The sequence below is a fragment of the Prevotella sp. 20925_1_30 genome (assembly GCF_041433025.1).
Taxonomy (GTDB): Bacteria; Bacteroidota; Bacteroidia; order Bacteroidales; family Bacteroidaceae; genus Prevotella; species Prevotella vespertina.
This window is the reverse complement of record NZ_JAPWAR010000001.1, coordinates 107,807-126,836: the sequence shown is the minus strand read 5'-3', so window position 1 is coordinate 126,836 and position 19,030 is coordinate 107,807. Positions and strand designations below refer to the sequence as shown.

Here is a 19,030-nt window from a genome sequence, read left to right as displayed (position 1 = left end):
CAATGGCAAATTTAAAATCACTTGCAAAAGACACTGCTATCTATGGCATGAGCAGTATCATCGGAAGGTTCTTAAACTATCTTCTCGTACCCCTTTACACCGCAAAGATTAGTGCGGCGAGCGGAGGATATGGTGTTATCACAAACATATACGCCTATACTGCACTCTTACTCGTCGTTCTTACTTACGGAATGGAGACCACTTTCTTCCGTTACGCCAATAAGAGTGACCAGGATCCAAAGCGTGTCTATTCAACTACATTGACGCTCGTAGGCTTCACATCCCTGCTCTTTATTGCTCTAGTATTCATCTTTATACAGCCCATCTGTAACTTTATGGGCTATTCGGAGCACCCCTCTTACGTATGGGCAATGGCTATCACTGTAGCGATTGATGCGTTCCAGTGCATTCCCTTTGCGTATCTTAGATATAAGAAGCGTCCTATCAAGTTCGCAGCTTTCAAGCTCTTATTCATCGCATTGAATATCATCTTGAACCTTGCTTACTATCTCATATTAGGTGGACATGAGGTGGGTTATGCCTTCTACATCAACTTGGCGTGTACAGGAACTATCACTTTCTGCTTCTGGAGAGAGCTGAAAGACGGATTCTTCGGCAGTGGAAAGCTCTTTGATGTACCTCTCGCTAAGAAGATGCTGTCCTATTCTTGGCCTATCCTCATCCTTGGTATTGCTGGAATACTTAATCAGACGGCAGGTTACATACTCTTTCCTTATGTCTACAAGAATAACGATGCACATACACAACTCGGTATCTTCGGTGCCGCCAGTAAGATTGCTATGATCATGTCAATGATTACGCAGGCCTTCAGATACGCTTATGAACCCTTCGTCTTTGGTAAGTCTCGAGACAAAGACAACAAAGAGACATACGCAAGAGCTATGAAGTTCTTTATCATCTTCACCTTACTTGCCTTCTTAGTGGTAATGGGCTACATGGATATTCTGCGTCACATCATTGGTCGTGACTATTGGATTGGACTGAAGGTCGTACCTATCGTGATGGCTGGCGGTATCATGACGGGCGTTTACTTTAACCTTAGTTTCTGGTATAAGCTCATTGATAAGACCATTTGGGGTGCCTATTTCTCTGGCATTGGATGTGCTGTAATCATTGGTATCAACGTTATCTTCGTACCACGTTATGGTTACATCGCCTGTGCATGGGCTGGTTTCTTAGGCAATGCAACGGCAATGATACTCTCTTACATCGTCGGTCAACGTAAGTATCCCATTGCTTATCCATTGAAGAGTATCTTTGTTTATGTGCTCATCGGTGGTCTTTTCTTTGCGGGAATAACGATTAGCAATGAACGTTTATCCGTTCCTCTCGCCCTTACCATGAACACGATTATCATCTTACTCTTCGTTGCTCACGTCCTTTACCACGATCTTCCACTGATAAAGATACGGAGACATAAGAGTTAAAGAGAGTGTTTGAGGAATGAAACGAACCTAAGAATATCATCAACCAATTATATTAAACATGAAGAAATCAACCTTACTTATTGCTGCGTCATTGGCTTTAAGCAGTCCTTCTATCCATGCTGATGAAGGTATGTGGACGCTCCACAACCTCCCAGATGCAGTCTACGAACAGATGGTGGCAGAGGGTTTTCAGTTGCCATGTGACATGATTTACAACTCACCCAACGCTATTAGCAATTACGTTGTGAGCTTCTCTGGTTACTGTTCTGGCGTTGTCGTATCTCCAGATGGATTGGTCTTCACCAATCACCATTGCGGTTTTAGTGCTATCAATGCCCACTCCACCGTAGAACATGACTATATGAAAGATGGCTTCTATGCGAAGAATTACGTTGAAGAACTACCTAACGAGGACCTCTATGTGTCGTTTATGAAGAAGCAAGAGGACGTTACGGCACGTGTTAATAAGCTCATCGCAGGAAAGAACGCACAGCAGACTGAAGCCATAATAGACTCTCTCACGAATCATCTAACCGACTCCATCAAGGCGATTGATAAGACTTTACACATCAACATTGATCCTTTCTATGAGGGAAATAAGTATTATGCAACAACTTATCAGGACTTCCCTGATGTGCGTCTCGTATTCACTGTACCTAAGAGTATGGGTAAGTTTGGAGGTGAGACAGATAACTGGATGTGGCCGAGACAGACGTGTGACTTCTCTGTATTCCGTATCTACGCAGACCCTAAAACGAATGGTCCTGCAGCCTACTCAAAGGACAATGTGCCTTATCACCCAGCCCATTGGGCACCCGTGAGTATGCAGGGTTACAAGGACAAGGACTTCGCTATGACCATTGGTTACCCTGGTTCAACAAGTCGTTACTTGTCTTCTTATGGTATTCAACAGCGTCGTGACATCGACAATTCAGTACGTGTTCAAGCTCGAGATATCAAACTCGCACTCATGAAGAAGTACATGGATAAGAACGAGAAGACACGTATACAATATGAGAACAGGTACGTCCAGGCTGCGAACTATTGGAAGAACTCCATGGGAATGAACAAGTGTATCGACTCTATCGGACTGATTCGTCAGAAGGCAGAGTACGAAGCTCGCATTCGTGCATGGCTCCAAGAGAAGAATATCCAAGACCCAACTGTAAAGGTTGACTTCGATAAGTTGGCTAAGCTCTATTCGAATAGTAATGATGCAAAACTTGCCAGTATGTATTGGATGGAGTCGTTCTGGAAAACGTCAGAGTTATTCACCAGAGCACTTAACATGGCTCGTGGCTCCCTCAAGGTGTATGGTCCTGCGAACGAACCAAAGAAGCAGTACATGGTATATGAGGATAACCAAGATGAATGGAACCCTGCCCTTGACCAAGAGATGGCGGCTGCCATGCTTAAAAACTATTGTGAGCATGTACCAGATAAGTTCCTTCCTGACTTCTACGAGACCATCAAGACGGAGTTCGGCAACGATTATGAGAAGTACACCAAGTTCGTTTATTCACATAGCAAACTACTCAAGAAAGGTCAAAAGTTCTATCAGAACGAGAAGACACTCAAGGATCCTGGAGTGCTGTTAGGCGTTAGCTTATTGATAAATTATCGTGCCATTCTTGCCGACCTCAGCAATAAGACGGAAGAGATTGACGCTGAAGAGAAGAAGTTGTGTGAGGCTAAAGTACAAATGGAGATGGACTTGCCACATTATAGCGATGCCAATTCCACCATGCGCCTATCGTATGGACAGGTGGGAGGATACATGATTGGAGACTTCAACAGCAACTATTATACAACCGCAGAGAGCATTGTTAAGAAGATGGATGAGGGCTCAAAGATAGAGGACTATCAGGTAGAACCTATCATGAAAGAGCTTATGAGTGCCAAAGACTTCGGTCCTTACACCGACAAGACGACTGGTAAGATGCAACTATGTTTCCTTACTAACAATGATATCACTGGTGGTAACTCTGGTTCCCCGATGTTTGATGGCAAGGGACGACTCATTGGTCTCGCCTTTGATGGCAACTGGGATAGCCTCTCAAGTGACATCAACTTCGACCGTAAACTTGCTCGTTGCATTGGCGTCGACATCCGTTTTGTACTCTATCTCATGGATAAGTGGGGGCATGCTGACCGCCTATTAAAGGAGATCAATCCACAATAAGCACAAGTAAAATCGATTATCTGATGAAGAGAATATCAATCATCAGATAGCGTAACACAAATAACCAAGAGGCTGTATCGGTTCTCTTATCAATACAAACGATTGATAAAAGGATGTGATACAGCCTCTTTTTAGCTATGAACAAACCGCTAGATAGGTATTAAAGCCCAGCTTCTTATTGTGATAACACAGCTTTTCTTCCATCAAAGCGGAGTTTACTCATTATTATTAAGGAGCGTGAGACAGGTTGCTTACTACCAACAAAAAGGATGTGTCTAATCTGACACATCCTCTTTCTCTATGCTTAGTAATTGTCTTTTTCGGTCTGTTCCACCCGCATAACCGCCCAAGGTTCCATTCGAAGCAATGACTCGATGACAAGGAACAAAGAGCATTAAAGGGTTATAACCATTGGCATTCCCGACTGCTCTTACAGCCTTCTCTCGTCCCATTCTTCGAGCTTGTTCGGCATAAGAGAGCGTCGCGCCGTAAGGAATGGTTAATAAGGTCTGCCATGCGAGACGTTGGAAGGGTGTTCCGTCAAAGCCCAATGGTAAGTCAAATGAGCCTCGTTTGCCAGAGAAATAATCGTTTAACTGCCGACAAGCCTCAGCCAATAAGGAATCATCCGAACTATCAACTTCCGTCCAATCATCGCCTATCTTCCTCTCCATAACATCCTCCCACCAGCAATACCTTAGCTTTCCTTCAGCCTCTGCAAGCACGAGTATGCCCAAGGGAGATTGGTAACGACAATAGAACATAACAGCGGACTAAGGTTGATAAGACTTACTTCTTCGGGCGTCTACGTGCCCACCCCTCTTCAGAGAAGTCGGGTTCTTCACCTTTCAACTTTGCTGGTGCACCTTTCATAAGTTCCTTCCAATCGTCCTTCTTGAACTTATGTGCAGCAAACGGAGCGTCATTCTCTGCTTGACGACGCCCACGACCCCTGCGCCCACGATCGTCTTGGCGACCTTCAGTACGGCTTCCATAACCACCATGACTACCAGTAGAACGACCACCAGCCGAGCGTCCGTGCCCTGGCTCATCAGCATCATTACAACGCACTTTACGCCTCTTGTAGACAGCACCATCTAAGGCTTTCATCACCTTCTGGGCGTCTTGTTCAGGCACTTCGATGTAACTTTGCTTAGCAAGAAGGTCTATATGCCCCACTGCCTGGTGCCCATTCATATTCTTATTAATGAACTGCATTACCTCACCAGGATAGAACCCATCATTCTTACCGAGGTTAATAAAGAGTCGCTTAAAGCCTTTCTCTGCCTTACGTGCGCCACGACTGCGTGTTGCTCTGCCCTCACTACGCCCGCTACGACCCTCCTCACGACTGCTGCGAGCCGATGGTTTCTCAATCTCTGGCGCATTCTTATAATAGTCAAGAAAGCGTCCAAAGGTGGACGTAACAATCTTCTTGATCAGATCCTCCTTATCTATATACTCGAACTGGCGGTTGATATCCTCCATGTAAGGTGCTATCTGCTCCTCATCCACATCCGTCTTCAAGATGTTATCCATCGTTTTGAAGAGTTGTTTCTTGCATATCTCTTCAGGCGAAGGAAGCGTTCCATCAATAAATTCCTTACCTATCTCACGTTCAATGTTACGTACCTTATATTTCTCACGAGAGTGGATAATCGAAATGGAAGTACCCTTCTTGCCCGCACGACCTGTACGACCCGAACGGTGGGTATAGTTTTCTATATCGTCAGGAAGCCCATAGTTGATGACATGTGTCAAATCATTCACATCCAATCCACGTGCTGCAACATCGGTCGCAACGAGGATTTGTGTGAGATGCGAGCGGAACTTCTGCATTGTAAGGTCACGTTGTTGCTGTGACAAGTCGCCATGCAACGACTCAGCATTGTATCCGTCTTTAATCAACTTATCGGCTATCTCTTGTGTTTCTACCTTTGTTCTACAGAATACAATGGCGTAGATCTTAGGGTAGAAGTCCACCAATCGCTTCAAAGCAAGGTACTTGTCGCGTGCATTCACCATATAATAGATATGGTTAACGCTCTCTGCTCCTTCGTTACGACTGCCCACAACAATCTCTTTATAGTCGTGCAAGTAACCCTTAGCCACCTTTTCTACATCCCTACTCATCGTTGCAGAGAAGAGAAGAGTATTACGTTCTTCAGGCACACCAGTGAGTATCTCGGTGATACTCTCTTGGAAACCCATGTTCAGCATTTCGTCTGCTTCATCCAAAACAACGTTCCGTACTTGGTCCAAACGAGCCTTTCCACGGTGCATTAAGTCGATTAATCGACCCGGAGTAGCCACAATGATTTGTACACCATGGCGCAACTGATGAATCTGGGTATCGATGGAAGCACCGCCATAAACGGCTGCGATGTGCAGATGAGGGATGTACTTACCGAAGTCCTTGAGGTCATCTGCAATCTGCAAGCATAACTCTCGGGTCGGACTAAGCACTATCGCTTGTGTCGACTTACTGCTTGTATCAATCCGCTGAAGCAGTGGTAAGCCAAAGGCAGCCGTCTTTCCAGTACCAGTCTGCGCTAAGGCGATAACGTCATTTCGATTACCTAATAAATAAGGGATTACTTCTTCTTGTACAGGCATTGGATGTTCAAATCCAAGCTCACTAATGGCACGGCGAATCTCTTCGCTCACGCCCAACTTTTCAAATGTCTTCAAATTCGTTTGTTTATTATTTATTATCCTATAGAAAAGGTAAACTCGCCACCAAACGAACCCACAGAAAGACACTTGCCTGCGCTCTTCTCTTCAACTAAAACACGCAGACTCTCAGGTGGCATGCTACCTTTATGGGGTGCAAAGGTACGCCAAGAAGTTGGATCTTACAAATAAAACAAACTATAAATCAGCCTTCTTAGAGAATAAGAAACAAATAGTTTACGATGTTCACTATATATACTTTGCATAAATATGGACGAACTTTTCTTACTGTTATAAAGTCTAAAAGCAAAAGAATTTACTTATCAGAATGTCCTCTTTTAATACTTTTTTCGTACCTTTGTAACGTCAAATAGAAAAATAGTCGTTATTAAAGTTAATTATTTGAGTTAGTACAGAAGCATACAACTTACGTGAGTAAGTTAGATGTTAAATGAAAGACTTCGCAGGGATGCGAAGTCTTTTTGTTTATTACTAACATCTAATACTTATCTTACTAACACCTAATTAAAATCCTAATAACAGCTAATTAAATCGAAGGAAACTTACTCCTATAGTGCAAAGGAGTATTAGTTAAAAACAAAAATAAACTATTAATCAAAGAAGATTAGTTTATTTAATTCTATTTTTTAGACTATTTTTCATGACAAACAAACATTCTTTCAAACAAAAAGAAGTATCTATCAGATAATAAAATACCCTTTGGTGCAAGGTTAAACATGCTATCAACCATTGCACCAAAGGGTAAATTCTTATCCTACTAGACTGCTGAACTGAAAGATTTACTTGGCTTTCAGTATCAGACGCAGGCTCTGTTTGTAATTCAAATAATTCCAAACCCAGTTTAAGAGAATGAATGTCTTGTTCTTTACTCCTAGAATAGAACGAAGGTGAACTACCAACCACAAGAACCAAGCAGGGAATCCTCCAAACTTTTGACCATTAATCTCTGCAACTGCATGATTGCGCCCAATGGTCGCCATAACACCGAGGTTTTTGTACTTAAATGGCTTTTCTTCCTGTCCTTTCAACTGGTTTTTAAGATTATGTGCAACACATTTTGCCTGTTGCAAAGCCACTTGTGCTAACTGAGGATGACCTAACGGATACTCCTTATCGCCCTCTATCAAACTCTGATCGCCTATAGCATAAACATCTTGTAAGCCCTTCACACGACAGAAACGATCGGTAAGGATTCTACCAGCATGACCTATGCTTTCCTTCGGCAAACCCTCGATAGTGTTCGCACAAATACCACTCACCCAGATAACTGTCTCTGCAGGAATCTCAAGCCCGGCACTTGTTTTCAAGATACCATCCTTATACTCTGTTGCAAACTGCGGCTGACGAATATGCACATGTAGCCCTTTCAAATCGCGCTCAGCCCTTGCAGAGGATGCAGGATCCATTGCCGAAAGAAGTCTATCAGCTGCATTAACAAGATAAATGTGCATCTGTGAGGCCTCAAGATCAGGGTAATCACGCTCCAAAATATTCTTCTTCATCTCGGCTACAGCACCTGCGATCTCCACACCAGAGGCACCTCCACCCACAACAACGATGTTCATAAGAGCTTGTTTGCGTGCAGGATCATCCTCTGTCTCAGCCTTCTCAAGATTACGAAGGATGGTATTACGAAGGCGCATAGCCTCTCCCACCGTCTTCATCGGGAGTGTTGTTGCCTCAATATCCTTGTTTCCAAAGTAGTTTGTCTTCGCTCCTGCAGCCAAAACCAAGTAGTCATAACGTATCTCACCCACTGATGTTTGAATCTTCTTAGCCGCAGTATCCACAGCTTCTACCTTTGCCATGCGGAAGAAGAAATCGTCTTTTCCTTGGAAGATACGGCGGAATGGAAACGAGATACTACTTGGCTCAAGTCCTGCTGATGCCACTTGATAAATTAAAGGAGGGAACTGATGATAGTTATTCTTATCTATCAAGACCACTTGAAAGTCGTTATCAACCAACTTAGATGCCAATTCCAATCCACCTAGTCCACCTCCAACGATAACGACTCTTTGCTTATCTGTATGCGCAATGTTTGCTTTCATTATCCTGCATTATTTATGTTATGTATGTTTGTTAGCTAATTCCTATATTAAAGTAAACAGAGAATATCATGCCACAGCAATCCCTTTTTCAAAGAAAAAAACGTCAAACACCTCTGTTTCATATCTATAAATTCCTATTCGTAAATTAGTTTCGTAAGTTGTTCTTCAACGAATAACTCTTGTGCAACAGCTTGTATCTCCTCTGCCGTAATAGCGTCAATATTACGATAAAGAGCCGTGATGTCCTTCTTCCAACCATAGTGCAAGAAGCCCTTACCGAAGTCGAGTGCAAGGTTCTCACGGTTGTCGCAGGCAATACCAATCTGTCCTTTAATCTGCTGTTTGGCTATTGTTAGCTCTGAATCAGTCAATGGTTTCTCGATGAAATGGTCTAATTCTGCACGTACAAGAGCCATACATTCATCCACGTCTTGTGCGTCACAACCAAAGTAAATACTCCATAATCCAGTTGAAGAATAGCTTACCATCGTACTTTCTACCGTATACACCAGCCCTCTCCGTTCGCGTAATGCAAGGTTCAAACGTGCACTCATACCTGGACCACCTAATATATTATTCAAGAGATAGAGTGCCATTCGCCTTTTGTCATGCACTGCATAGGCACGATTACCAATCATTACATGTGCTTGATGAGTGTGTTTGTCAATCTTAATTGTCTGTGGTTCGTATGCACTCAATACTGGCAATGGCTTCTCCAAATGCTTATCAAGTTCGCCAACCATGGTCACATTTGTGCCATTCTCTTGTGACAAGAGTTGCAGAAGTATGTTGAAATCAACGTTGCCATAGGCAAAGAAGACAGCATTATCAGGTCGGTAATGTTGCTGCGTGAAGTGAAGTGCATCTTTGGTAGTGAACTTTCTCACACGTTCTGACGCCCCTAAGATGTTATGCCCCAATGGATGACCATGAAAGATAAGGTTCTCGAACTCATCATATATCAGTTCAGAAGGGCTGTCGTTATACGATTCTATCTCGTCACAGATGACTTCCACCTCCTTATCAATCTCCCTCTGAGGATAGACACTATGAAAGACTATATCCGTAAGAAGGCTTATCGCCCTTGGAAGATGTTCCTTCAAGATAGCAGAATAATACACCGTATCGGTCTTAGTGGTAAATGCATTCAAATCACCTCCCACCTCCTCAAGACAGTTTATGACGTCTAAAGCGGTGCGACGAGTCGTACCCTTGAATGTAACATGCTCACAGAAATGTGCTATTCCCTCCTCGTTCGACTGCTCATGGGCTGCCCCTGCATTGATTTGGTAGCCACAATAAACCACAGGTGAGGCTGTTTGAAGAGCGATAATACGCAGTCCGTTATCCAAAACTGCCGTTTGATAGTGTATCATAGTGCAAAAGTAAGAAAAAAGAATGATATAGTAAGCGTCTTTGGCGACCAATAAAAAAAGAAGAGAGAAACTTTTTGTAGTCCGCTTAAATTACACTATATTTGCACAACTAAAGTGGAACACAATTGTAATTCACAATCAAATGCGGAAAGTAATAGGTATAGGTGAAACAGTCTTAGACATCATCTTCAAGGATAATAAACCAGTGGAAGCAGTGCCAGGTGGCTCTACCTTCAATGCTATCACTTCATTGGGTCGGTGTGGAGTGGACGTCACGTTCATTTCAGAAGCAGGTAATGACCATGTTGGAGAATACATCATTAAGTTCTTACAAGACAATGGTGTGAATGCTGACAACGTCAGTATATTCCCAGACTCGAAGTCTCCTGTATCATTGGCATTCCTTGATAAGAACAATGATGCCGAATACATCTTTTATAAAGACCACCCTCATGACCAACTAGAGTTTACTTATCCAGATATACAACCCGATGACATCGTACTTTTTGGATCGTATTATGCGGTGAATCCAGTTATACGTCCACAAGTAATGGGACTTCTTGATTATGCTCATTCACGTGGAGCTATCATCTATTATGACGTTAACTTCCGATTAGCACATAAGGATGAGGTCATCAAGATAACACCTAATCTGATAGAGAACCTCGATTATGCTGACATTGTTCGGGGTAGTCATGAGGATTTTGCGACGCTTTATAAAAAGGAGGAAGCCGATAAGGTGTACAATGCAGAGATTTCTTTCTATTGCAAACAATTTGTTTATACACACGGAAGTCAACCTGTAGAGATACGTGGAGGACGTGATTTTAAGAAGTCATACGCTGTTCTTAACACGAATGTTGTTAGTACCATCGGGGCTGGAGATAACTTCAATGCAGGTATTATATTCGGTATCTTGAAACATGGTATTACACGTGCTGACCTCGAAAGGGGCTTAACGGAAGAACAATGGGACAAGGTGATTGAATGTGCCTTAGCCTTCTCTGCTGATTGTTGTAAGGACATCTTCAACTATGTAAGCAAGGAGTTTGGAGAGAAAATGAAGCTCTCTCATTCCTAAAACACACCCGAACAGACCACACTAAACATGATATAAAAATGATAGAAATTGCCAATAAAGTTTATTACGTAGGCGTTAACGATCGGAACAAAGCTCTCTTTGAGGGCTTGTGGCCATTGCCTTACGGTGTTAGTTACAACTCTTATCTCATCGACGATGAGAAGGTTTGCCTTATTGATACCGTTGAGGTAGACTTCTTCGTACAGTTCATTGAAAAACTCCGAGAGGTTTTGGGCGACCGACAGATTGACTATCTCGTCATTAATCACATGGAGCCTGACCACTCTGGATCGTTAGCTCTATTGAAGAAGTACTATCCTAACATACAAGTCATTGGTAACAAGAAGACCTTCGACATGATGTCTGGCTTCTACGGAATCAAAGATAACACCATAGAAGTTAAGAACGGAGAAGAGCTCTCACTAGGTGCTCACACCTTACAGTTCTTTATGACACCTATGGTTCACTGGCCAGAAACAATGATGACATTATGTAAAGGTGAGGTATCTCACCTCTTTACAGGCGATGCTTTCGGCTGTTTTGGTGCATTAAATGGCGGTTTCATCGATCAAGAGATTGATACCGACTGGTGCTGGTTAGAGATGGTTCGCTATTACTCAAACATCGTTGGAAAGTATGGAACACCTGTTCAGAATGCTTTGAAGAAGCTCGCTGGTATTCACATAGACTATATCTGCTCTACACATGGACCTGTTTGGCATAAGTATGTAGATAAAGTTATCAGTTTATATGACCGCATGTCAAAGTATGAAACAGACCCTGGTTTGGTCATCTGCTATGGTACAATGTATGGGAATACCGAACGAATGGCAGAACAAATAGCACGTGCAGCATCTTTAGCAGGCGTTAAGGACATTCGTCTTTATAATGTATCAAAGACGCACCACAGCTACATTCTTCAAGATATCTTCCGCTTCCGTGGTCTCATCGTGGGTGCTCCTACTTACAATGCAGGGCTTTATCACGAGATGGACGTACTACTCCAAGAGGTTGCCAATCGTGACATTAAGAACCATTACATCGGTTGGTTCGGCTCTTACTCATGGGCTTCAAAGGCGGTTGCAGCTATCGGGGAATGGAATGAGAATCATCTCCACTTCGAGAAGGTGGGCGAACCTGTTGAGATGAAGCAGGCTCTCACACCAGAAATCAAGGCTGAATGTGCTCGCTTAGGACGTGAGATGGCTGCTAAGCTATTGGCTGAATAAAACTGATACTCATCCATTGATCTTATAAGAGGTTCGCTAATCACACTTAGCGAACCTTTTTTTAATAGAATAAAAGACGAAGGCAACATTGATATAACACACTCGATTCATGTTTTTTTAGTATCTTTGTACACAAACAAACATAGGTAATTAGATGGAAATAGCAGTATTTTGTTCCGCAAATAACAATATCGCCCCAGACTACTTTCGCTTAACTGAGACGTTGGGAAGATGGATTGGCGAGAATGGGCACACCTTAGTATATGGCGGAGGAAACTCTGGTCTGATGGAATGTATCGGTAAGGCCGTTCATGAAGCTGGTGGGCGAACCATCGGCGTCATCCCACGTATCATGGAGGAAGGGCGCAGAATGAGTGATTACGTTGATGTGGAAATCCCTTGTGAAGACCTCACTGACCGCAAGGCTATCATGATGGAGCGTGCAGATGTGTTCTATGCACTACCAGGAGGAGTAGGTACTCTCGATGAAGTCTTCACTATTATAGCCTCAAACACTATCGGCTATCACCATAAAAAGGTGGTTCTATACAATATGAAAGGCTTTTGGAATAGTCTTATCGCACTATTAGACGACTTACAAAAGCGTAATATGATTCGTGGAAATTATCACGATTTCATCGAGATAAAAGACTTTTAAGAACCATTATTAGACGATCATTATACTTTAAGTTAAACGACAATCCTACTTTAAGTTAAAGCTTAGTTGTACTTTAACTTAAAGGTTCATTGTACTCTAACTTACACGTCAACTGTACTTCAAGTTGCGTGTCAATTCACTCTAATAAATGACTATAAAAAAGTCCCCCTCTCTATTGTTTCACACAATAAAGAGGGGGATTTATCAATCTAATGGTTTACTTTACTTCACAACAATAGTCTTACCATCATGAATGTAAACACCTTTCGAAGGCTTTTGTAGCTTTATTCCTGATAACGTATAATAGTCATCTGAACTATTGCCACACACATTAGTAAGGCTCTTAATACCTTCTGTAACCATCTTCAAAGGCATTACGTTTGTCGTTGCTGACACAAGTGAAGCAGGGAAAGACAAATAAACATCACCCGCAACAAGGCTATTCTGCTGTGCCAAAGAGAAACTCTCACCACTCAAGACATAGTTCTTAATACGAGAACTATTGTCTACTGACTTCGGACCATGCTCTACAACAACCATTGTCCAATACTCCAAAGAAGGTAAGGTAAACGTTACTTTACCGCTACTCTGCGTGAAGTCTAACTCTTGTGGAGCACCACCAAGACGGTCAGGGCTAGCAACCCAAATACGTGCAACAGGCTGCGCATCGTCAAGTACAATCTTCTTATTGTTCAAGACATTAGGCAATGGCATTGTTTCTGACAAGTCGCGAATATTGAAGTTGTCCCTTGAAACATTGCTATAGTTCAACAACTGGATTGTTGTAACATCCCCCTTCTTGGTGCTGTAAGTGTTCACCATGTAAGGCTTAGGTCCTATTGTCTGCTTCTCTGGATGTTCGTTTAGACTTGGATCAGGGTTAGAGAGATCCCAAGCTGCCACTTGCTTGCCATCCATCGTCATACTTACAGTTGTTTCCGCATTGTTATCTCGCAAGTAATTCTCGTATGCTGTAAGGAAATCATAGTAGTGAATGATTGACTTTTGCAGCTTACTTGACATTGGACGAGTGTCATCTGGGAAGTATTCCGTGAACAACATGTGATCTCCACTAAGCTCTATTCTTGATCCACCAAGGGCAAAGATTGTAGCTTCTCCCATCAAAGCACTACTCAAGCGAAGCTCTCCTGGGCGACCATTGCGGCAATGCAAATAGGCAGCGAACACTGTATTAAAGGTGTTCTTACCATTGTTACGACGGTTATCCTGTATGATCTTGCGATAATTCCAGTAGTAGTCGTCACCTCCCCACATCTCATTATAACCAAATTCAACGTTCTTTGTACCCACAATGTTTGGTCCTCCGAAGCTTGAAGCAGCGTTCATCACAAGATACTTATTGTGGTTATCCGCCTTCATGCGGTTGATGAAGTTAGCAAAATAGCCCTCAAAGTCATTCGTGTTACGGCGGTCACCATCAGTATAAACCTTCTTTCCGTTCACTTTCTTACTCTTCAAGTTAACGTAATAAGCATCACGTTGATGACCCAACTGGTCGATGTGATAACCATCAAAGCCAAAGTTCTGATAAACCTTATTAATAGAACCTGCAAGATAGTTTACCCAATTCTGATTACCAGGGTTCATTACGTATATGCTCGGCCAACTACCAAGAGGATACTGATACTGATGGAGATCGTAACCACCACCTTTCTTTTCATGCAAGTCAATCCATCCCCAATCACTGCTAACGCCGTCTTTATCAAGATTGTCAGGTGTTTCTGGTGTGTTGCCATTCATGTTTCCAGTCACACCATATATCAAGTCATAGAACATACACTTGCTTCCTACACCATGCAACTGGTTGATGTAGTTATCTATTGACGACTTATAGACATTACGCAAACCAATATCTTTCCAATGTGTAGAGTCTTGAGGGAATAGAATATGATGTTGCCACTGCCAGTCATAGAACTGAATACCAGTCATGTGATAGCGATTGAGCATAGCAACCTCGCCCTTTACCTTATCTAGCGTCTTGCTTGCATCGTAGTGAGAAACAAATCCATAACGTGGGAAACGACCCCATTCCGTTGAGACATCAATACCTATTGTTGCATAAACATTGTCAGTTGTACCTACTGTAGTATAAACTTCTGCAAGATAACCAGTGAAGTTGTCAGCAGGAACCTTCCATGTCCATGAGGTCTTTCCACTGATATCTGCAGTGGCAACAACCTTATTTCCATGTAGATAACGCACCTTTGCTCCATCTGGGAAAGCATACTTAGTTGTGAAAGTAACAGTGCTATTAGGCTCATAACGTACCTTATCAGTTGTCAAATCAACTGGGTTAGAAAGGTAAGTAAGGTCAGCCTTATGCTGAATCGTTGCATTGTTGGCAATCTCACTAGTTGCTACATGGAGTGCATTGTCGTCATAGTGAGTATCATTATCAGCCAAACGGAGTTGATAAACAGTGTTTGGTGTAGCCTCAATAACGAGTCCAGTACCTGCACCAGCAGTCGTAATAGGAAGCAAGTTGACTGAGTTATTCTCACCAACACCCTTTGCTATATATGCTTTCAAGCCATTCACAGAAGCGAAATCAACTGCAAATTCACTTGAGAAGGTGGCATACTTACTTCTTTGTTGATAGGGGAAGCTATCCTTCACCTTATCTGATATATAAGCAACACCCCTTATGTTTGCCAAAGCAGATGGTTTCACATAGAAGTTGAATTTGTTATCAACACCCGCAAAAGTGTATTGATTAATGCTAGGTTGGTTATCACCTAAATAATAAACAGCCGATAAACGGCTACAACCATTAAAGGTATTGTCATTGAAAGTGGTGATATTACCTGGAATAACAACTGATTCCAATGATGTACAATGGAAGAAACTACCTGTTCCTAAGGCTGTTGCTCGAAGTGGCAAGACCACCTTCTTCAAGTTTTGACAACCTTCAAACGACCATTCTCCAATCTCATTAACACCACTAGGAAGCTCCAAAGTAATAAGTCCCGTCTGCTTAAAGGCATGATCCTTGATAACTTCTAAACGGCTATCAAACTGCACCTGTGTCAAATGTTGGCAATCTTGGAAGGCTTGTCCACCAATCTCTTTCACATTGGCAGGCAACACCAAGGATGTTAACCCAGTGTTGGCAAAGGAACGATAACCAATCGTTTGTAAGGAACCTGACAATGTTACCGATTGAAGATTGGTACAATCAGTGTATTCATAGCCCTGCATATTAGCATTGCTTGACGCATCTGTTACGGAACGAAGGTTCTTACAAGCGTTGAAAGCACTATAACCAATACTGTTAACAGAACTAGGAATAATCACAGATGTAATCGAGTTATTCCCCTGGAAAGCATTATGTTCAATGACTGTGACCGCATAATCATTTTTACCATACCTTACACTGGATGGTATTACAACGTCACCACTGGTAGACTTACCATCCACCAACGTCACAGTCTTATCCGAACTAGTTGTGTATTTAATGCTATTTTGCACAAAATCATCAGCAAACGACGTTGTAAACGATAGTAATGCTGTACACAAAAAAAGTAATCGTTTCAATCTCATTAATTATCCTTTCTCATTAAAACTATGATGAATTACCACCTTATTAAATATAAAAAGCATCGCCACACACTAACCCCTTTAGGCTAGACACGTGGCAATGCCCTTTCAATATAAATTTAGTTCTAATATTTAATCATCCCATAGTGACCTGCGGTTACCCACATATACGTCACCACCTGATGTTACATTCACTCTATCTGAATAGTCATCGTCCATGTCATCAAATACATGTTTCTTACCGAGAGCAGTACCTGGATCTGCTGGAGTATCATCAAATGACAAGTCTAACAAATGCTTCTCTAGCTTTATCTCTACCTGTTCTGTGACAGGACTAACATAGTTCTTTTTCATCGTACAATAACTTTTTTGCCATTCTTAATATATACACCTTTCTCTGTTGGGTTCACTACTCGAACACCTGAAATGGTATAGTAAACATTGTCATCATCAGCCTTACCTGCTGCATCAATGCTTTCGATACCTGTAGCATCGTTGGTCATATTACCATCTTCATCGTCAAGACTTAAGCCGAAGACTACTGACTTTGCTCCTTGAACACCTGTCTCGTTGGTTTCATGAACGTAAGCTCTACCACAGTAGATGGTCTTTGCGTCCTGAGTTAAGTGCAACTTATAATCAGACTGTAGTGTCCAGTTACTCTTACCGTCTGTCTCTGTCTGATAAAGAAGAGTATCTTCGCGAACTGGCATTACCTTGTTATCAGCAAGCTTAGCAACAGCTGACTCTGCGATACGATAGGTGTAAGTAGTACCAGGTGTACCTGCAAGGATAACACCTTCGTTGGCTGCGATTGAAGTAGCCTTTGTCATCTTCAATATCTTCTGAATCTTTGTTGGCTGCGTAACCTTGTATGTGCTCTTACCTACGTAAGCTTCCATAGCATCACGACCATTAGCAGCAACGAAGTCTACAGGGAAGTCGTGGGTGAAAGTAGCATACTTTGTAGCGAGTCTCTGCTCGTAAGTATCCTTCAAGTTGAGTGTATTCCAATCAGTATTTGCCTGATAAGCAGACAACTTACTTGCCTTTACATAGATATTCTTTGGTGTGTTATCGAATGCGTTAGTAGTTAATGTTGCTGGAGTTTCAGCCAAGATATTAACGTAATTCAAGTGTGAACAACCATTGAAAGCGTTAGCCTTTATCTCTGTTACAGTAGATGGAAGAGTGATGAAAGGCAGACTTGTACAACCTGCAAACATGCTTTCTGCCACATAAGTCAATGGCTGAGTAGCTAAAGATGTAGCAGGGAACTCTACGTACTTCAAGCTTTTACAGTCCATGAAAGCCCCTTTACCGATAGTCATATCACCTTTGAGGTGAACACAAGTAAGTCCACTCTCTCGGAAAGCATCAGCACCAAGTGTCTTAACAGAACCCTTGAAGAAGAACTTCTTCAATGCACCAGTAGACCAGAAAGCACCGTCACCGATAGTTTCAACCTTAGTACCATAGTCTACTGTAGCTAAATGATCACAGCTTCGGAAAGCCTGCGCATCAATTGTCTTAAGCTCTGCTGGCAACTTAATAGTAGTCAAAGCAGCACACATATTGAATGCATTTGCACCAATCTTAGTGATGTTATCCCATGCACCTGGCTGCCCAGGAATACCTTTGATAGTTGTTAGTTGACCACAAGCCCAGAATGTATTTGCAGGAATTTCAGTTACTGCTGCAGGCCATTCAACAGATGTTAAAGGTGTCCCCCAGAACACACCTGTGTCCATCTTCTTGATTCTTGAGAGGTCAACAGACGTCAAATCATCACAGATATAGAAGCAGTTATCGCCTAACTCCTCTACTGATTGAGGAATTTGAGACCATGTGATTTTATCGCAATCCCAGAATGCGCAGCTGTTTAAACGCTTTGGTTTATAACCATTCCAATTGATAGTTGCTAAGTTCTTACAGTTCTTGAAGGTGAAACTTGGCAAGTTGTCTGAAATATAACTACTTGGGAATGTGAAAGAGGTAAGCGACTCACAGCCTTCAAACACACCACCGTCGCTAGAGTTAGGATTATTTTCACCTAAGTAAGTAACCGAATTAGGAAGCGTGATAGACGCCAACTTCTTACAGTTTAAGAATGCATGTGAGTCAATCTCCTTCAACTGAGAAGTATTATCAGTAGCACCCTCAATGACAAATTCAGTCATGTTTACACACTCATCAAAACAACGTGATTCGATGTGCTCGACTGTCTTTGGGATTGTAATTTTAGTAATCTGGCTTGTAACACCAGAGCTTGCTGCACGGAAAAGGTTAGCACGAAGCATGGTAACCTTATAAGTAGCATTACCCTGAAGTACTCCATTGTAAGTAACAGCAGCTGTTACAGTTTCAGGAATAGTAATCTCTCCTACCTTACGAATGGCATTAAACTGCGCATCAGCCAAAGCCGCATTCTTCTTTGCATCAGTGCTCAAATCAGTCAAAGCAGTCCAACCACAGAACTCAACAGTGTTGTCCTGTGAGGAAACACCCGCGAAATTCTGGATACTAAACAGCATACCATTGTTGACGAACAGGTTGGCTCTTCGCTCATCATCTGTTGGTTGAGAGTCTGCAAAACATCCTAGTGAGATGATTGCAAACAACGCCAGAAGTAATTTTCTCTTCATTTGTTTTAAATTTTAATTTTAAGTTTTCTTGGTGATTGATAGGCACGCATTGGCTGGATGTCGTGTGATAAATAAATGTTTAAATGATTATTACATCCTAGAAAATAG

General features: G+C 42.2%; 12 protein-coding genes. 5 read left to right on the top strand and 7 right to left on the bottom strand.

Features of this window, described 5'->3' with window-relative positions; all coding sequences use genetic code 11:
- The first annotated feature begins 2 nt into the window (after window positions 1–2).
- Both O3603_RS00490 and O3603_RS00485 read left to right on the top strand, forming a co-directional pair.
- Window positions 3–1,448: an oligosaccharide flippase family protein gene (locus tag O3603_RS00490; protein ID WP_315440525.1), complete on the top strand. Its 1,446-nt coding sequence runs from the start codon at window positions 3–5 to the stop codon at window positions 1,446–1,448.
- Window positions 1,449–1,506: 58 nt separating this feature from the next.
- On the top strand, window positions 1,507–3,630 hold the full coding sequence (locus O3603_RS00485) for a S46 family peptidase (RefSeq protein ID WP_371519519.1): 2,124 nt from the start codon (window positions 1,507–1,509) through the stop codon (window positions 3,628–3,630).
- 275 nt (window positions 3,631–3,905) lie between these two features.
- Here O3603_RS00485 and O3603_RS00480 read toward each other — a convergent pair whose 3' ends face one another.
- From O3603_RS00480 to O3603_RS00465, 4 genes are all read right to left on the bottom strand, one after another.
- Complete coding sequence (locus tag O3603_RS00480; protein ID WP_315440527.1) at window positions 3,906–4,394, bottom strand: methylated-DNA--[protein]-cysteine S-methyltransferase; 489 nt, start codon at window positions 4,392–4,394, stop codon at window positions 3,906–3,908.
- Window positions 4,395–4,419: 25 nt separating this feature from the next.
- Complete coding sequence (locus O3603_RS00475) at window positions 4,420–6,321, bottom strand: DEAD/DEAH box helicase (RefSeq protein ID WP_371519516.1); 1,902 nt, start codon at window positions 6,319–6,321, stop codon at window positions 4,420–4,422.
- 782 nt (window positions 6,322–7,103) lie between these two features.
- Window positions 7,104–8,375 carry an NAD(P)/FAD-dependent oxidoreductase gene (locus O3603_RS00470; protein ID WP_371519512.1) on the bottom strand — a complete coding sequence of 424 codons (1,272 nt, stop codon included), beginning with the start codon at window positions 8,373–8,375 and terminating at the stop codon, window positions 7,104–7,106.
- A 134-nt stretch (window positions 8,376–8,509) separates the two neighbouring features.
- Window positions 8,510–9,751, bottom strand: a complete 1,242-nt coding sequence (locus O3603_RS00465) for a M16 family metallopeptidase (protein WP_371519509.1) — start codon at window positions 9,749–9,751, stop codon at window positions 8,510–8,512.
- A gap of 142 nt (window positions 9,752–9,893) precedes the next feature.
- Here O3603_RS00465 and O3603_RS00460 point away from each other — a divergent pair, with 142 nt between their 5' ends.
- The 3 genes from O3603_RS00460 (at window position 9,894) to O3603_RS00450 (ending at window position 12,719) form a co-directional block, all read left to right on the top strand.
- The gene (locus tag O3603_RS00460; protein WP_273540396.1) at window positions 9,894–10,832 is read left to right on the top strand and encodes a carbohydrate kinase; all 939 of its coding nucleotides are present in this window, start codon (window positions 9,894–9,896) and stop codon (window positions 10,830–10,832) included.
- Window positions 10,833–10,870: 38 nt separating this feature from the next.
- Window positions 10,871–12,061: an FprA family A-type flavoprotein gene (locus O3603_RS00455; RefSeq protein WP_155714974.1), complete on the top strand. Its 1,191-nt coding sequence runs from the start codon at window positions 10,871–10,873 to the stop codon at window positions 12,059–12,061.
- Window positions 12,062–12,215: 154 nt separating this feature from the next.
- Window positions 12,216–12,719 carry a TIGR00730 family Rossman fold protein gene (locus O3603_RS00450; protein WP_371519506.1) on the top strand — a complete coding sequence of 168 codons (504 nt, stop codon included), beginning with the start codon at window positions 12,216–12,218 and terminating at the stop codon, window positions 12,717–12,719.
- A gap of 222 nt (window positions 12,720–12,941) precedes the next feature.
- On the opposite strand, the gene O3603_RS00445 is transcribed toward O3603_RS00450, so the two are convergent.
- The 3 genes from O3603_RS00445 to O3603_RS00435 form a co-directional block, all read right to left on the bottom strand.
- Window positions 12,942–16,280: a glycoside hydrolase family 66 protein gene (locus O3603_RS00445; protein WP_371519504.1), complete on the bottom strand. Its 3,339-nt coding sequence runs from the start codon at window positions 16,278–16,280 to the stop codon at window positions 12,942–12,944.
- Between the two features lie 129 nt (window positions 16,281–16,409).
- Window positions 16,410–16,631: a hypothetical protein gene (locus O3603_RS00440; RefSeq protein ID WP_009435550.1), complete on the bottom strand. Its 222-nt coding sequence runs from the start codon at window positions 16,629–16,631 to the stop codon at window positions 16,410–16,412.
- Entirely contained in the window at window positions 16,628–18,922 is a 2,295-nt protein-coding gene (locus O3603_RS00435; protein ID WP_371519501.1) for a leucine-rich repeat domain-containing protein, read from the bottom strand. The genes O3603_RS00440 and O3603_RS00435 overlap by 4 nt, the downstream gene beginning before the upstream one ends.
- Window positions 18,923–19,030 lie beyond the last annotated feature (108 nt).

Bases quoted from the DNA above. Each gene is read 5' to 3' on its own strand.
- O3603_RS00490 (WP_315440525.1), top strand. From the start codon at position 3: ATGGCAAATTTAAAATCACTTGCAAAAGACACTGCTATCTATGGCATG.
- O3603_RS00485 (WP_371519519.1), top strand. From the start codon at position 1,507: ATGAAGAAATCAACCTTACTTATTGCTGCGTCATTGGCTTTAAGCAGT.
- O3603_RS00480 (WP_315440527.1), bottom strand. From the start codon at position 4,394: ATGTTCTATTGTCGTTACCAATCTCCCTTGGGCATACTCGTGCTTGCA.
- O3603_RS00470 (WP_371519512.1), bottom strand. From the start codon at position 8,375: ATGAAAGCAAACATTGCGCATACAGATAAGCAAAGAGTCGTTATCGTT.
- O3603_RS00465 (WP_371519509.1), bottom strand. From the start codon at position 9,751: ATGATACACTATCAAACGGCAGTTTTGGATAACGGACTGCGTATTATC.
- O3603_RS00460 (WP_273540396.1), top strand. From the start codon at position 9,894: ATGCGGAAAGTAATAGGTATAGGTGAAACAGTCTTAGACATCATCTTC.
- O3603_RS00455 (WP_155714974.1), top strand. From the start codon at position 10,871: ATGATAGAAATTGCCAATAAAGTTTATTACGTAGGCGTTAACGATCGG.
- O3603_RS00450 (WP_371519506.1), top strand. From the start codon at position 12,216: ATGGAAATAGCAGTATTTTGTTCCGCAAATAACAATATCGCCCCAGAC.
- O3603_RS00445 (WP_371519504.1), bottom strand. From the start codon at position 16,280: ATGAGATTGAAACGATTACTTTTTTTGTGTACAGCATTACTATCGTTT.
- O3603_RS00440 (WP_009435550.1), bottom strand. From the start codon at position 16,631: ATGAAAAAGAACTATGTTAGTCCTGTCACAGAACAGGTAGAGATAAAG.
- O3603_RS00435 (WP_371519501.1), bottom strand. From the start codon at position 18,922: ATGAAGAGAAAATTACTTCTGGCGTTGTTTGCAATCATCTCACTAGGA.